The 14,774-nt window shown below is 69.2% G+C and carries 13 protein-coding genes, 1 tRNA gene and 1 pseudogene; 11 read left to right on the forward strand and 4 right to left on the reverse strand.

The features are described 5' to 3' along the window. Positions 1 to 58 precede the first annotated feature (58 nt). The 9 genes from ACFQRC_RS09865 to ACFQRC_RS09905 all read left to right on the forward strand — a co-directional run bounded on the left by ACFQRC_RS09865 (position 59) and on the right by ACFQRC_RS09905 (position 7,942). A complete protein-coding gene (locus ACFQRC_RS09865; protein ID WP_379960699.1) occupies positions 59 to 1,003 on the forward strand; it encodes a tetratricopeptide repeat protein in 945 nt (314 codons plus the stop codon). After that, complete coding sequence (gene wecB / locus ACFQRC_RS09870) at positions 993 to 2,189, forward strand: non-hydrolyzing UDP-N-acetylglucosamine 2-epimerase (protein ID WP_379960701.1); 1,197 nt, start codon at positions 993 to 995, stop codon at positions 2,187 to 2,189. Before ACFQRC_RS09865 ends, wecB begins: the two co-directional genes overlap by 11 nt. Beyond that, positions 2,149 to 3,357, forward strand: coding sequence for a 3-deoxy-7-phosphoheptulonate synthase (locus tag ACFQRC_RS09875; RefSeq protein ID WP_379960703.1), 1,209 nt, complete (start codon positions 2,149 to 2,151; stop codon positions 3,355 to 3,357). The genes wecB and ACFQRC_RS09875 overlap by 41 nt, the downstream gene beginning before the upstream one ends. Before the next feature lie 14 nt (positions 3,358 to 3,371). Beyond that, on the forward strand, positions 3,372 to 3,917 hold the full coding sequence (locus ACFQRC_RS09880) for a hypothetical protein (RefSeq protein ID WP_379960705.1): 546 nt from the start codon (positions 3,372 to 3,374) through the stop codon (positions 3,915 to 3,917). A gap of 65 nt (positions 3,918 to 3,982) precedes the next feature. Further along, positions 3,983 to 4,057 (forward strand) — tRNA-Glu (locus tag ACFQRC_RS09885). Between the two features lie 84 nt (positions 4,058 to 4,141). Next, the gene (locus ACFQRC_RS09890; RefSeq protein ID WP_379960707.1) at positions 4,142 to 4,306 is read left to right on the forward strand and encodes a hypothetical protein; all 165 of its coding nucleotides are present in this window, start codon (positions 4,142 to 4,144) and stop codon (positions 4,304 to 4,306) included. 4 nt (positions 4,307 to 4,310) lie between these two features. Beyond that, on the forward strand, positions 4,311 to 4,832 hold the full coding sequence (locus tag ACFQRC_RS09895; RefSeq protein ID WP_379960709.1) for a DNA-deoxyinosine glycosylase: 522 nt from the start codon (positions 4,311 to 4,313) through the stop codon (positions 4,830 to 4,832). A 29-nt stretch (positions 4,833 to 4,861) separates the two neighbouring features. Next, a complete protein-coding gene (locus tag ACFQRC_RS09900; protein ID WP_379960711.1) occupies positions 4,862 to 5,623 on the forward strand; it encodes an enoyl-CoA hydratase in 762 nt (253 codons plus the stop codon). A gap of 327 nt (positions 5,624 to 5,950) precedes the next feature. Continuing rightward, positions 5,951 to 7,942, forward strand: a complete 1,992-nt coding sequence (locus tag ACFQRC_RS09905; protein ID WP_379960713.1) for an energy transducer TonB — start codon at positions 5,951 to 5,953, stop codon at positions 7,940 to 7,942. 32 nt (positions 7,943 to 7,974) lie between these two features. Here ACFQRC_RS09905 and ACFQRC_RS09910 read toward each other — a convergent pair whose 3' ends face one another. Further along, positions 7,975 to 9,102, reverse strand: coding sequence for a sensor histidine kinase (locus ACFQRC_RS09910; RefSeq protein ID WP_379960715.1), 1,128 nt, complete (start codon positions 9,100 to 9,102; stop codon positions 7,975 to 7,977). A gap of 125 nt (positions 9,103 to 9,227) precedes the next feature. Then, a complete protein-coding gene (locus ACFQRC_RS09915) occupies positions 9,228 to 9,554 on the reverse strand; it encodes a UrcA family protein (RefSeq protein ID WP_379960717.1) in 327 nt (108 codons plus the stop codon). A gap of 150 nt (positions 9,555 to 9,704) precedes the next feature. Between ACFQRC_RS09915 and ACFQRC_RS09920 the strand changes: the two genes are divergently transcribed. Continuing rightward, positions 9,705 to 10,610 carry a LysR family transcriptional regulator gene (locus ACFQRC_RS09920; protein WP_379960719.1) on the forward strand — a complete coding sequence of 302 codons (906 nt, stop codon included), beginning with the start codon at positions 9,705 to 9,707 and terminating at the stop codon, positions 10,608 to 10,610. Between the two features lie 209 nt (positions 10,611 to 10,819). On the opposite strand, the gene glmS is transcribed toward ACFQRC_RS09920, so the two are convergent. Both glmS and glmU read right to left on the reverse strand, forming a co-directional pair. Next, positions 10,820 to 12,643 (reverse strand): glutamine--fructose-6-phosphate transaminase (isomerizing), encoded by a 1,824-nt coding sequence (gene glmS / locus ACFQRC_RS09925; RefSeq protein ID WP_379960721.1) that lies wholly within the window; start codon positions 12,641 to 12,643, stop codon positions 10,820 to 10,822. Positions 12,644 to 12,669: 26 nt separating this feature from the next. Continuing rightward, positions 12,670 to 14,028: a bifunctional UDP-N-acetylglucosamine diphosphorylase/glucosamine-1-phosphate N-acetyltransferase GlmU gene (gene glmU, locus ACFQRC_RS09930; RefSeq protein ID WP_379960723.1), complete on the reverse strand. Its 1,359-nt coding sequence runs from the start codon at positions 14,026 to 14,028 to the stop codon at positions 12,670 to 12,672. 63 nt (positions 14,029 to 14,091) lie between these two features. On the opposite strand from glmU, the pseudogene gph reads away from it, so the two are divergent. Next, positions 14,092 to 14,669 (forward strand): annotated as a pseudogene (gph, locus tag ACFQRC_RS09935) (phosphoglycolate phosphatase); the annotation flags it as partial. Positions 14,670 to 14,774 lie beyond the last annotated feature (105 nt).

Here is a 14,774-nt window from a genome sequence, read left to right on the forward strand (position 1 = left end):
CTTGAAAGCCGCACACCAGACTTGACGGCGATTATTTTGCGAGTGAGACCTTCTACTTATGACCGTCTCACCCGCCCGGCCGAAACCACCTCCTCCGACGGCGACGATCGCGCTGGTCGCGGCCGCCATCATCGCGGCCGCCTCCGCCGGAGTCGCGTTGTTCCGGTCGGCCGACGGCGCCGCCGCCGAAGCCGGCCCCCATGGCAGCGTCAGGCCCGACGAACCGGTCGCGCCGGTCGAGCAGAAGATCGCCGAGCTCGAAGCGCGGCTCAAGGCCGATCCGGGCGATGCCGAGGGCTGGCGGCTGCTCGGCTGGTCCTGGTTCGAGATGGGCGACCTGATGCGCGCCGCCGGGGCCTATCGCCGCGCCGCCGAGGTCGAGCCGGGCAATGCGGAGAATTGGTCGTCGCTCGGCGAAGCACTGCAATCGGCCGGTCCCGATATTTCCCCGGAAGCCGAAGCCGCCTTCCGGCGCGCGCTGGCGCTCGACCCGTCCGATCCGCGCGCCCGCTATTTCCTTGCCGTGCAAAAGGATCTGAAAGGCGAGCATGAAGCGGCGATCGGCGACTGGATCGCCTTGCTCCGCGACACGCCGCCCGGCGCTCCGTGGGAGGCCGACCTTCGCCGCACCATCGCCCAGGTCGCGGACAAGGAAGGTATCGACCTCGCCGGCCGGGTGCCGCCACCCGCCGCCGGTTCGGTCGCGACCGCCGCCATTCCCGGCCCGACGCCGGAGCAGATGGCGGCGGCATCCTCGATCCCGCCTGGCCAGCAGGATGCGATGGTCCAGAACATGGTCGAGGGACTGGCGAACCGCCTGAAGGCCAATCCCGGGGACGCGGCCGGCTGGATCCGCCTGATGCGCGCGCGGATGGTCCTGGGCGAGACCGACGCCGCCAGGGCCGCGCACCGCTCCGGCCTCGCCGCGTTCAAAGGCGACCCGGCGGTCACCGCCCAGCTCAACCAAGCCGCCGAGCAGCTCGGCGTCCCCAGTGGCGGCTGACCGCCCGCTCATCCTCTCCATCGTCGGGACCCGTCCCGAAGCGATCAAGCTCAGCCCGGTGATCCGCGCCCTCGCCGAGAGGGCCGCTTTTACCCAGAAGGTGATCCTTACCGGCCAGCATAGCGGCCTCGCTCCCTCCTTCGCCTTCCTCCCGGCCGACGCCATCATCGGGCTTCCCGTGAACCTCAGCGAGCAGACCGCCGGGGAGGTGCGCGACACCTTGCGATACGCGCTCTGCCAGCGCTTCCTGCGTCTCCGTCCCGACCTGGTTCTCGTCCAGGGCGACACGACCAGTGCGCTCGCCGCGGCCTTCGCGGCCAAGGATATCGGCGTGCCGCTCGGCCATGTCGAAGCGGGCCTCCGCTCCGGGGACCTCCAGCAGCCATGGCCCGAGGAAGGCAATCGCATCGCCATCGATCAGCTCGCCGACATCCTCTTCGCGCCCAGCTCGGACGCGGCGGCGAACCTGGCGGGCGACGCACAGGTCGGCGGAAACGTGCTGGTGACCGGCAATAGCGGCATCGACGCGCTCCTCGAAATCCGCGGCGACCTGCCCGCCGTTCCGCCCGGCGAGGGCGGCCGCCGAAAAATCCTAGTCACCTGCCATCGCCGGGAGAATCGGGGCGACGTGCTTCGCGGAATCGCCGCGGCCTTGCGCCGGCTGGTCGATACATTGCCGGTCGCGATCGTCTTTCCGCTTCACCCCAACCGCCATATCCGGCGGCTGGTCGTGCGGCTGCTTACTGGTGCGGAGCACGTGACCCTGCTGGAGCCGCTCGATTATCCCGAGATGGTGGCCCAGCTTTCCGATTGCTGGCTCGTCCTCACCGACAGCGGCGGGCTCCAGGAGGAAGCGCCCGCGCTCGGCAAGCCGGTTCTGCTGCTGAGAGAAACCACCGAGCGGGGCGAGGCGGTCGCCAGCGAGAATATCGCCCTGGTCGGGACCGACCCCGATCGCATCGTCGAGGCCGTCACCGCCCTTCACGACGACCCCGCCCGCTACGCCCGCATGGCGACCCCCGCCTTCCCGTTCGGCGACGGCCATGCCGCGCCGCGCATCGCCGATGCGATCGAGGCGTTTCTTGGCGCCAGGGCCCCGCGCGGCGATCTTGCGCCGCCCGCCGCAATCGCCCATGGAGCCGGCGATGGCGCAGGACTGGACCCCTTCGAGCTGGCACAGCCATGACGTCCGTCAGCAGCCGACCTATGGCGACGCCTCCGCTCTGGCCGCCGCCACCCGCGAGCTCGCCGCCTACCCGCCGCTGACCAGCCCCGCCGAGACCCGGGCGCTGCGCGCCGGGATCGCCGAAGCCCAGGCGGGCCGCGCCTTCCTGCTCCAGGGCGGCGATTGCGCCGAGAGTTTCGCCGAATTCTCGCCCGCCAACATCCGCGCCAATTATCGACTCGTCTCCGGCATGGTCGATCTGCTCGCCGCCGCTTCCGGCCTGCCGATCATTCGCGTCGGCCGCATGGCGGGCCAGTTCGCCAAGCCGCGCTCGACCGAAGAGGAGGAGCAAGGCGGCTGCCGGCTTCCCGCCTATCGCGGCGACATCGTCAACGGCATCGCCTTCGACGAGGCCGCGCGCGTGCCCGATCCCGACCGCATGTTCCGCGCCTACAGCCAGGCGGCCGCGACGCTCGCCCATCTGAAGGAACTCGCTCGCGACGAAGGCGCCCCTTTCTATACCAGCCACGAAGCCTTGCTCCTGCCGTTCGAGCAGGCGCTGGTCCGGCGCGAGGGCGAGGACGGCCCCTGGTACGGCGCCTCGGCCCATTTCCTGTGGATCGGCGACCGCACCCGCTTTCCGGGCTCTGCCCATGTCGAATTCGCCCGCGGCCTCGCCAATCCGGTCGGGATCAAATGCGGCCCGACGCTCGATCCCGACACCCTGCTCCGCCTGCTCGACAACCTCAATCCCGAGCGCGCGCCGGGCCGCATCACGCTCATCGCCCGCATGGGAGCCGATCGCGTCGAGGCCGCGCTTCCGCCGCTGCTGCGCGCCGTCCGCCGCGAGGGCCATCCCGTCTTGTGGTGCTGCGACCCGATGCACGGCAACACGATCAAGGCCGCCAATGGCTACAAGACGCGGCCTATGGCCAGCATTCTCGACGAGGTTCGCGCCTTCTTCGCCTTGTGCCCGGCCGAGGGCGTCCGCGCTGGCGGCATCCATGTCGAAATGACCGGGCAGGACGTCACCGAATGCACCGGCGGCGCCGCGATGCTTTCGGAGCAGGATCTAAGCGACCGCTATCACACCCATTGCGACCCCCGCCTCAACGCCGCGCAGGCGATGGAGCTGGGCGGTCTGCTCGCCGAGACGCTGGAAGCCCGGCGCGGCGCGGCGGCGGCCTGAGGCGGGACGGGAAGATGGTCGAGCGGTCGCGGCGGAGGGCGCTGGCGCTGGGCATCGCCGCGCTGGCCGGCATATTCGCCTATGCGGCGCTGCGGCCGGAGGGAAGCAGCGACGCCGACGCCTGGCTCGCGGCCGAATCGGCCGAGAAAGCGGAGAAAGCCGGCGAACACTCCGGCGTCACCGCCTACGACCTCGTCATCGACTATCCGATGATCGACCTCGCCACCTTGGGACAGATCGCCACCGTTCCCGACCCGGTCGAACGGCGCATCTTGCTCGAGCAAGAGAAGGAGCGGATCGAGGCGGCGCGGGCGGCCGCCGTCGACGCGGCGGTGCCGCCTGTGCCGTCGAACGGGGTCCCGCCCGGCGGCGAGAGCCACGGCGCTTATGGCGATCCCGGCGCGGGAATCGAGACGTTCGCCGATCCTGGGGCCGGGGTCCCCGGTCTGCCTGGCGGCGCCGAGGACGGTCTGGCCGGCGAGCCCATGCCCTTCGACTGGGGCGACAGCCAGGAAGGCGCCGGCAAGACCGGCTGTGGAGCTTCGGGCGAGGATTGCTGATCCCGCGTCTTGACAGGAACCCGCTCTCCCCCATATGCGCCGGCCTCGCCTTCGCGCGCCGCGACGGCCCCTTCGTCTAGCGGTCAGGACGTCGCCCTCTCACGGCGAAAACACGAGTTCGATTCTCGTAGGGGTCACCAGGCGCATCGACCGGCGCGGGATGCGTTCCGGTCGCACGGCCGGGCACGCTTGGCAACGCCTTATGCGCGCCCTAATGCTTGGCCATGAACCTCAAATGCCTGCTCGGCCGCCACGAAGCGGTGAACGACCTGTCGCAGTGGAAGAACGGCTATTATCTGAGCGCCTGCGCGGTGTGCGGCGTCAAGATGCGCAACTATGGCAGCGGTTGGCAGGCCGCCTCCGCCCGCGACAAGGCGGACAAGAAATAATCGGGTGGACGATCGGGCGGCAGCGCTGAAGCGATCGTTCGCGCCGGTGGCGGACGAGCGCACGCGGCTGCTGCTGCTCGGCAGCCTGCCCGGCGAGGAATCGCTCGCGCGCGGGCGTTATTACGCCCATCCCCGCAATCAGTTCTGGCGGCTGGCCGGCGCCGTCATCGCGGCCGAGCTGGAGCCCCTCCCCTATGAGGCGCGGCTGGAGACCTTGCTGGCGGCGGGCATAGGACTTTGGGATGTCGTCGCCAGCGCCCGGCGGCGCGGCAGCCTCGACGCGGCGATCCGCGACCATGCGCCCAACGCGCTGCCCGAACTGGCCGCCGCTCTGCCCGCCCTTCGCGCCGTCGGCTTCAACGGCGGCACCTCGGCCCGGCTGGGTATGAAGATGCTGGCGGGAAGCGGGCTCGCCTTGCTGTCGCTGCCGTCGAGCAGCCCGGCCTACACCCTGTCCTTCGCCGCCAAGCGCGAGGCATGGCTGGCGCTCCGTCCGTTCCTCGACAGCGACCCGCGCCCCTCCTAAGGCTGGAGGCAACCGACAGGGGGGAAAGCATGGACATCATCGTCACCGTCGACGGCCCCGTAATGGCGCTTCGGCTCGACCGGCCCGACAAGAAGAACGCGATCACCGTCGCCATGTATGCCGCGCTCGCCGACGCTTTCGAGCGGGCCGCGGCGGACGAGGACATACGGGTCGTCACCATCGCCGGCCAGGGCGGCCTGTTCACCGCCGGCAACGACCTCGCCGACTTCATCGCCGCGCGGCCCGATGGCGAGGACATGCCGGTCTTCCGGTTCCTGCGCGCCATCGCCGCCTGCCCCAAGGTCGTGATCGCCGGGGTCGAAGGGCTGGCGGTCGGCATCGGCACCACGATGCTGCTCCATTGCGACCTCGTCCTGGCGGCGCCCGGCACGACCTTCTCCCTGCCCTTCGTCGACCTCGCGCTCGTGCCCGAGGCGGCGAGCTCGCTGCTCCTGCCCCGCCTGATCGGCCGCCAGCGCGCCGCCAAGCATCTCCTCCTCGCCGACCCGTTCGACGCCGAGACGGCGCTCTCCTACGGCCTCGTCACCGAGATCGTACCGGCCGACGCGCTGGAGGGCCGCCTCCACGGCATCGCCGCCCGCATCGCCGCCAAGCCGCCCGAGGCGGTGCGCCTCACCAAGCAATTGCTGACCGCCCCCGACGACGGCGTCGCCGAGCGGATGGCGGCCGAGGGCGCGCTGTTCGGCGAACGCCTCGCCTCCGCCGAAGCCGCCGAGGCCTTCGCCGCCTTCTTCGAGAAACGGAAGCCGGATTTCACGCGGGCTCGCTGAGCCGGCGGTTCGAAGTTCACGAAGTTCCTGGAGTGAGGCGTCTTTTTCCGAGGCCTGCATCGCGGCGGCGGCCGAGGGAATCGAGGGAGCGAACGGACGATGACAAAGAGCCGGCGCGGCTTGGGGGGGCCAAGCGGCGCGGCGCGAGGGTGGCATGAATCGGAGGCTATAGGAAAGCGGTCTATGCGGGCGAGCCGTATCCCGACGAATCGTCGCGCGCTTTCACGTCAACCCGCTGTAGCGGCGGGGGCTCCGGCGGGCGCGGAAGCCGGTTGATCGCTCAAGCCCGCCTCGGCCATAGGGAATGATGGCTTCGAGGAACGCAGCATGATCTTTCGCTCCCTCGCGCTCGCCGGCGCGCTGTCGGCCGGGTCCGTGCCCGCGCTCGCGGCGGATGATGCCCTCCAGCGCTACGAGACAGCCTTCGCTCAGAAGGATTGGCTAGCGGCCGTGAAAGCGGCCGATGATCTGGTCCTGTCGCGAATGTCGGCGGACGGGCAACCGAAGCGCGATCCTTTCCTGAACGGGATAGTGGGAATCTCCCTGCTGACCAGTGGCGAGGTGGCCCCGGCCCGCGCCTATCTCGAGAAGGCGGACTCGACGGAATATTCCCGGAGGATGAAGGGCGAGGTGGCGCTGGCGCTTGGCGAGGCTCAGGCCCGCGATGGCGACTGGCGCCTGGCGATCGAGACCTACCGGTCTCTCGATCCCGCGTCGCTCGACCCGGACCAGCAGCGGCGCCGGGCCCTCGCGCTCGGCCGGGAGCTGCTGATCCTCGATCCCATGGCGGCGATCGCTTCGCTCGGCGCGGCCCTGCCCGCCATCTCCGCGCCCGCCGACCGCTGGGAAATCGAGCTCGTCCTCGCCCGCGCGCAAAGCCTCGCCGGCGACGCGGCCGGCGCGCGCGAAATGGCAAGGCGATCGTGGGCCGACGCGGCTTTCGCGCCCGCCGCAGAATTCGCGCCGATGCGGATCGCGCTCGTCCGCGCGGCGCTGGCAGAAGCACCCGAAGAGGAGGATCTGCGGCGCGCGATGCTCCAGGCCGCCGGCGGTGCGAATGCTCAGCTCGATGGGGCGATCACCGAATATCTGCCGTTGTGCGGCGAGGAGGGCCTGCGCGCGGAGGACCATGCCACCTTCACCGCGACGAACCGCATGAATCGTCCGTGGGCAACCCTGGTCTCCGCCAGCCGGCCCGAGGCGGCCCGGACATTCGCGAGCGCGCTGGGAGACCAGCAGGCGGTGACTCTCTCCGGCGAGTCGCCGGGCGGCACCGTCTTCACGCTCCGTTGCCGGTCGACACCCACCAACGCCTGGCGCGGGAAGAACCCCTATCCCAGGCTTTGGGCGGAATGGGCCGAGCGCCATGGCCTCTTCCCGACTTTCTATCGCGGCATCGAGGTCTCGGACATCAACGCACTCGCGGAGCGGGTCGAACGCGTCGAGCAAAGGTTTGGAACCGACAGCCCTTTCACCATCATGCCGCGCTCGGCATTGGTCGCGGCGATGCGGCTCCGCGCCGTCACGGCGGGCGACATTCCGGTCGAGCAAATCAGGGCGACCGAACGCCGGATCGAGGCGGCTTCCCGGGCGCTCGGCGGATTGGAAAGCCTGTCTCCGCCCGCGCTGGATTTCCCGGCGATGAAGGAGCGGCTCCGCCGCGCCACGACACCCGAAGCCGCCTTGGCCCTCGGCCGAGACTTCCAGCGGCAGGCGATCGAAGCGGCTCCGCCCGACCTTGCCTATCGGTTTGCCGTCGAATGGCTGGAGCGCGACACGACCATCCCGGCCTCCCAGGAACTCGATCTGGTCGATCAGCTCATCGAACGCCTGCCGCGCCAGCCCGGGGACCGCCGCCATGCCGCGTTGCGCATGAAGAAGGCGAAGCTCCTGGACGATCTCGGCGAGACGCGGGCCGCCAGGGACATCCGACGGTCCCTCGGGCTGCCGGACGATCATTGCCTGCTGGCCGACACCCAACCCGTCGTCATCGAAGCCGAGATCCTCTCCACGGATTATCCCGCCGCCGTCGCCCGATCCCATCTCACCGGCCGGTCGTTCGTCGAGTTCGGGCTGAACCGGGACGGCAGGATCGAGAATGTGCGCCACCTGGTCTCCGCGCCTTCCTCTTTGTTCAACGAGACCGTCGAGACGGAGTTGGCGGCTTTCCGCTACGCCCCGGCCCGGCGCGACGGCCGCTCCGTCGCTTGCGTGGGCGAGCTGCAAAGCATCGTCTGGAATCTTCCCGAAAGCAGCGACGTTCCCGACCTGGACCTCGATTTCAACTATAGCGCCAGCGACCTCTCCGACATGAGCTGAGCGCTCGCCGCGAAGCTACGGGAGCGACGGCCTCAGGCGAGGACTTTCGCGGGCTCCGCCGCGCCGTCCGCCGCGGCCGTCCTTTCCAGCGGCATGACGATCTCGACCTGGCACCCGCTCCCGTCCTGCCGCATTTCCAGCCGCGCCCGCGCGCCGTAATTGAGGCGCAGGCGTTCGCGGACGTTGGCGAGGCCGATACCGGTGCCCGGGCCGACATCGCCGCAGCCGCCGCCGTCATCCTCGACGACGAGGACGAGCCGCCCGCCGCGCTCCTCCGCCGCGATTGTGACGCGTACCGGGCGGTGCGACGGGGCGACCGCATATTTGATCGCATTCTCGACCAGGGGCTGGAGGAGGAAGGGCGGGACGCAGGCGTGGGCAAGGTTCGGCGGGAGCCGGATGTCGGCGATCAGCCGGTCGCCGAAGCGGACGCCTTCTATCTCCAGGTAGGAATCGAGCATCTCGAACTCCTCGTCGACGCTGACCAGGCTGTGCGGATCGGCGGTGAGGCTCGCGCGCAGGAACGATGAGAGGCGGTCGATCATCGATTCCGCATCTTCGGCGCGGCCGACTATGACCAGGCTGGAGATAGCGTTCAGCGTGTTGAACAGGAAGTGCGGATTGAGCTGGAAGCGCAGCGCCAGCATGTGGGCGTCGCGCTCGCTGCGCCGCGACGCGTCGAGCAGGCCCTGATGCGCGCGCAGATCGAGAAACGCCCCCTGGAAGGCGAGCAAGGCGGCGAACATGCCGCTATTGTAGACGTTGATCGTCGCCGCGCGCACGAAGGCGAGATAGGTGGTCCCATAATCGCCGGCGATCGCCCCCACCCAGATACGCAGCTGGGTGTCCCACACCGCCTGGAGCAGCGCCACCGCGAGCACGCAGACGGCCATCAGCGTCCAGCGCGGCACCGTCGAGAGCCGCGCCGTCCAGCTCAAGGGAAAGAAGAGCAGGAAGGCGAGGAAGCCGTCCCCGGCCATCATCGGAACCGCGATGATGATGGATTCGCGGAAGCTTTCGGGGCCGCGGAAGAAGGCGGCGACGGTGAAGACGACGAGGGTGAAGGCGAAGAAGATGAAGGCAAGCTTCACCGCCGCGCGGGTGCGGGCGCCGCCGGAGCCGATCCGTGCCGGGAAAGTGGAGGAAGGATCGGCGGCCATGATGAACCCGGATATTTGAAGCAGGCAGGATATGCGGGATGAAGGGCGGCGACAAGGGCATGGATTGCATAGGTAAAGGGCGGCGCCGCGGGGGCGCCGCCCTGGGCGAATCCGTCACTTTCGCGTCAGCGTTCGGAGGCGAGCGCCACGCTGGAAGGCCGCCCGGCCGAGGCGATTGCCCGCTGGCGCTGGACGGCCAGGCGGGCGGTTGTCTCCGCGCGGCAGCGGCGGGCCTCGTTCCGGCCGGCGGGATCGGCGTCGGACGTGGCGCCGCAGACCTGCTCGACGGCGGACCGGATGCGGCGGTCCAGCCTGCGGACGTCGGCATCCCTGCTGAGGTCGAGATCGGCGACGCTGACCCTCTGGACCGGGTCGCCGACGGGGGACTGCGCCAAAGCGGGCGTAAAAGCGGGGGCCGCGACGAGCGCGGCGAGAATGGCTATCCTGTTCATAACTTGTCTCCGTGACTTCCTGGATGGTCGTCGGCGCCGGCGTGGGTTCTGCATAGGCTCGGTGGCGAGCGCGCGGGAGCAACGATGTTGCGCGACCATTCTGCAATGATGCAGAATGCGGCGGCGCCCCGGAGGGTGCAGGGGAATGCCATGTTCGACTGGAACGACCTTCGCTATTTCCTCGCCGTCGCCGAGACCGGAAGCACGCTCGCCGCCGGGCGGGCGCTGAGGGTCAGCCAGACGACGGTGGCGCGCCGGGTGGCGGCGCTGGAGGAAGCGATCGGGCTCGTCTTGTTCGAGCGGCGGCAGGCTGGCTATGCGGCGACGCCGGCGGGCGAGGCGCTGCTGGAGCGGGCGCGGCAGGTTGAGGCGGCCGCGAGCGCTTTCACCGAAGCGGCGGCGGCCATGGGACGCGAGGCGAGCGGCACCGTGCGCTTGACCGCGCTCGAAATCTACGCCGTGACGATACTCGCGCCGATCCTGCGCGACCTGCACGAGGCGCATCCCGCCATTCGCATCGAACTGGATACGAGCGACGAACCGCGCGACCTCGCATCCGGCGTCGCCGAAGTCGCGCTTCGCAACAGCGCCTCCCCCACCGGCGGCGGACTGGTGGGGCGGCGGATCGCCCCCGATCCCTGGACGCTTTATTGCAGCCGCTCCTACGGCGAAGCGCACGGCGTCCCACATAACCGGGCCGATTTGACCGGCCATCCGCTGATCGGAGGCGGCGGCGGCAAGGTCTGGCGCGCTTATCAGGCCTGGCTCAGGCAGCACGACCTCGAAGACAATGTCGCGATCCACCACGGCACCGTAACCGGGATGCTGGCGGCGGTGCGGTCCGGCTTCGGCCTCGCCGTCCTCCCCAGCTTCATCGCCGACCGCGACCCCGACCTGGTCCGCTGCCTGCCGCCTTTGGAGGGCGATCCGGCCGCGCTCTGGCTACTCACCCACGAAAGGCTGCGGCACACGCCCCGGATACGGGTGGTGATGGACTTTGTGGGGGACAGGCTGATGCGGGTGGCGCGGGAGACGCATGGGGAGCACGAAACGTAATCGCGGCCCGGCCTCTGGTCAGGCGGCGGGCGACATCGCGGGGTTCGGCTGTCCATCCTTCATTGCGAGCGAAGCGCGGCAATCCGGCCCGGCGCTGGATTGCTTCCTCGCCCCGCTCCTCGCAATGACGAATCAAGCCAATCCGATTTGGCTCAGGCTGCGTCCTCGTTCAGCGCGTCGCGGCTAACGACGCGGAGGCGGGTCCAGCCTCACTCCACCGTGACGCTCTTCGCCAGATTCCTCGGCTGGTCCACGTCGGTGCCCTTCGCCACGGCGACATGGTAGGCGAGGAGCTGGACCGGGACCGCGTAAACCAGAGGCGCGATGAGGGGGTGGACCCTGGGCATCTCGATGGTGGCGATGGTGCCTTCGCTCGCTTGCGCGAGGCCCTCGGCGTCGGAGATGAGGATCACCTTGCCGCCGCGCGCCTGGACTTCCTGCATGTTCGACACGGTCTTCTCGAACAAAGGCCCCGACGGGGCGATGACGATGACGGGGACGTGCTCGTCGATGAGCGCGATCGGGCCGTGCTTCATCTCGCCCGCGGCGTAACCTTCGGCGTGGATGTAGCTGATTTCCTTCAATTTCAGCGCGCCTTCCATCGCCATCGGATAATCCGGCCCGCGGCCGAGATAGAGGACGTCGCGGGCGCCGGCAACGAGCGGGGCCATCGCCTCGATCTCCTCGTCATGGCCCAAAGCGGCGTTCATCGCGGCGGGAGCCTCCGTCAGGTGCGCGACGATCTCGCGTTCCTCGTCCTCGCTCATCATGCCCTTGTCGCGCGCGACCTTGGCGGCCAACGCGGCGAGGACGGCGAGCTGGCAGGTGAAGGCCTTGGTGGAGGCGACGCCGATCTCGGGGCCGGCATGGGTGGGAAGCAAGAGATCCGCCTCGCGCGCCATCGAGCTGGTCGGGACGTTGACGACGACGGCGATCTTCTGGCCTTGTTCGCGAGCGTGGCGCAGCGCTGCCAGGGTGTCGGCGGTCTCGCCCGATTGCGAGATGAAGAGGGCCATTCCGCCCTTCTCCAGCACCGGTTCGCGGTATCGGAACTCGCTCGCGATATCGAGCTCGACGGGAACGCGGGCGAAGCGCTCCAACCAATATTTGGCGACCATGCCGGCATAATATGAAGTGCCGCAGGCGACGATGGTGATGCGCGGCACGTCGGCGAAGCTGAAGTCCATGTCGGGCAGCGACACCCGCTGCTCCAAGCGTCGGATATAGGATTGCAGCGTCTGGGCGACGACGATCGGCTGCTCGAAAATCTCCTTCTGCATGAAGTGGCGGTGATTGCCCTTCTCGATCGCGGCGGCGCTGGCGCCGGAATGGGTGACGGGGCGCTCGACCGGATTGTCGTCGCGGTCGTAGATTTGCGTGCCCTCGCGGGTGATGACGACCCAGTCGCCCTCCTCCAGATACGCGATCTTCTGCGTCAATGGCGCGAGCGCGAGCGCATCGGAACCGAGATAGGTCTCGCCCTCGCCATAGCCGACCACCAAAGGGGAGCCCAGGCGCGCGCCGATCAGCATGTCGGGGTGGCTGCGGGCGAGGATGGCGAGGGCGAAGGCGCCGTGGAGGCGCTTTAGGGTGGCGGCGACGGCATCCTTGGGGTGGGCGCCGCGCTCGATCTCGCGGCTAACGAGGTGGGCGACGACCTCGGTGTCGGTCTGGCTGGCGAAGACGCGCCCCTCGGCGATCAGCTCCTCGCGCAGGGGACGGAAATTCTCGATGATGCCGTTATGGACGAGCGCCACCTCGTCGGTGGCATGGGGATGTGCGTTGTCGCGGGTCGGCGCGCCATGGGTGGCCCAGCGCGTATGGGCGATACCGACCGTGCCGGGGAGCGGATCGGCGGCCAGCTCCCGCGCCAGATTGTCGAGCTTCCCCTCGGCGCGGCGGCGCTCCAGGCGGCCGTCGACGATCGTGCACAGCCCCGCCGAATCATAGCCGCGATATTCGAGCCGCCTCAGACCCGCGAGTAGCCGGTCCGAAACCTCTTCACGCCCGACGATCCCGATAATCCCACACATTCAGACAGACCCTTTCACGGGGATGTTTACGCACTCTTCTTCTTCGCCGCCATCGCCGTGCGGAAGCGGGCGGCCCAGCCCGGGCGCTCGCTCTGCTCGCCGCGCGCCAACGCCAGCGCGTCGTCCGCGACATCGCGTGTTACCACGGAGCCGGCGCCGACGATGGCATTGGCGCCGACACTCACCGGCGCCACCAAAGCGCTGTTGGAGCCGATGAAGGCGCCCTCGCCTATCTTCGTAGGATATTTGAAGAAGCCGTCATAATTGCATGTGATCGTTCCCGCGCCGATATTGGCGCCGGCGCCCACGTCGGCGTCGCCGATATAGGAAAGATGGTTGGCCTTGGCGCCTTTGCCCAGCCGTGCCTTCTTCACCTCGACGAAATTGCCGACCTTCGCCTTCTCGCCGATCTCGGCGCCGGGACGAAGGCGGGCATAAGGGCCGATCTCGGCGCCGGTCGCGATATCGGCGCCCTCGATATGGCTGAACGCCCGGATACGGACGCCGTCGGCGACGCGGACGCCGGGACCGAAGACGACGTTGGGCTCGATCACGCAGTCGCGGCCGACGATCGTGTCGTGGGCGAACCAGACGGTGTCCGGCGCGACCAGGGTGACGCCGTCCGCCATCGCCTTCAGCCGCCGCCGCCGCTGCCATTCGGCCTCGACCAGCGCCAGCTCGGCGCGGCTGTTGACGCCGGCCATCTCCCAGGGCTGGGCCTCGATCACCGCCGAGCGCCGCCCGTCCGCGGCGGCGAGCATGACGATGTCGGGCAGATAATATTCGCCGGCTGCATTGTCGTTGCCGACCTTGGCGAGGAGGTCGAACAGATTCTCGCTCCTGACCGCCATCATGCCGGAATTGCAGAGGTTTACGGCGCGCTCCTCAGGCGTCGCATCCTTATATTCCACCATCTTGTCGATGGTGCCGTCGTCGCGCGCCAAGATGCGGCCGTAAGCGAGCGGGTCGTCGGGACGGAAGCCGACGACGACCACGGTGGGGGCATCGTCCGCATTCAGCCGGTCGAGCATCCGCGCCATCGTCTCGGCCTCGATCAGCGGCGTGTCGCCATAGAGGATGAGCACGTCGCCCGCGAAGCCGCCGAGCTTCTCCTCCGCCTGGAGGACGGCGTGGGCGGTGCCGAGCTGCTGCTCCTGCACCACCACCTCGCCCTTGCGCGCCTCGACCAGATGCTCGACCTGCTCGCGGCCGCTGCCGACGACGACAACCTTGCGCGCCGGGCCGAGCCCATCGAGGACACCGAGGAGATGGTCGAGCATGGCGCGGCCGGCGATCGGGTGCAGCACCTTGTGCACGTCCGATTTCATGCGCGTGCCCTTGCCGGCGGCGAGGATGATGGCGGCGAAGGGACGCGTGCGTGTCATATCTGGCGCCTTTCGCATGGAAATCTTGCCATTTCCATAGCCGCGCCCCTAAGCGCGCGATGCATGACCGATATCCCGTTCGACGTGGTCGCGTTCGACCTCGACGGCACCCTCGCCGACACAGCGCCCGATCTCGCCGCCGCGCTCAACCACGCGCTGGCGGCGCTGGAACGGGAGACGGTGCCGACGGAATCGGTGCGGCACCTGATCGGCCACGGCGCGAAGGCGCTGCTGCGCAAGGGACTGGCGGCGACCGGCGAGGCGCCCGAGGAACTGGTCGAGCAGGGCTTTCCCGTCTTCATCGACTATTATGGCCGGAACATATGCGAAGGCACCAGGGCCTATCCGGACGTGGAGGCCGCGCTGGACCGTCTGGTCGCACAAGGCGTCGCGGTGGCGATGTGCACCAACAAACCTGAAGGACTGACGCACCGCCTGCTGGACGCGCTCGGCTGGTCGAGCCGCTTCAGGTCATCGTCGGCGGCGACACCCTGCCGGTGAAGAAGCCCGACCCGGCGCCGCTTCACGAGGCCATCGCCCGCGCCGGCGGCGGGCGCGCGGCCTTCGTCGGCGATTCGATCACCGACGCGGATACGGCGCGGGCGGCGCGGATCCCGTTCGTCGCGGTCAGCTTCGGCTTTTCCGACCGGCCAATTGAGGCTTTGGGTGCCGACGCCGTGATAGACAGCTATGCCGACCTGCCGGAGGCGCTGGCTGGCCTCTGAACCTAAGCGCGCCCGAGCCGT

The organism is Enterovirga sp. GCM10030262 (assembly GCF_042666435.1).
Lineage (GTDB): Bacteria > Pseudomonadota > Alphaproteobacteria > Sphingomonadales > Sphingomonadaceae > Allosphingosinicella.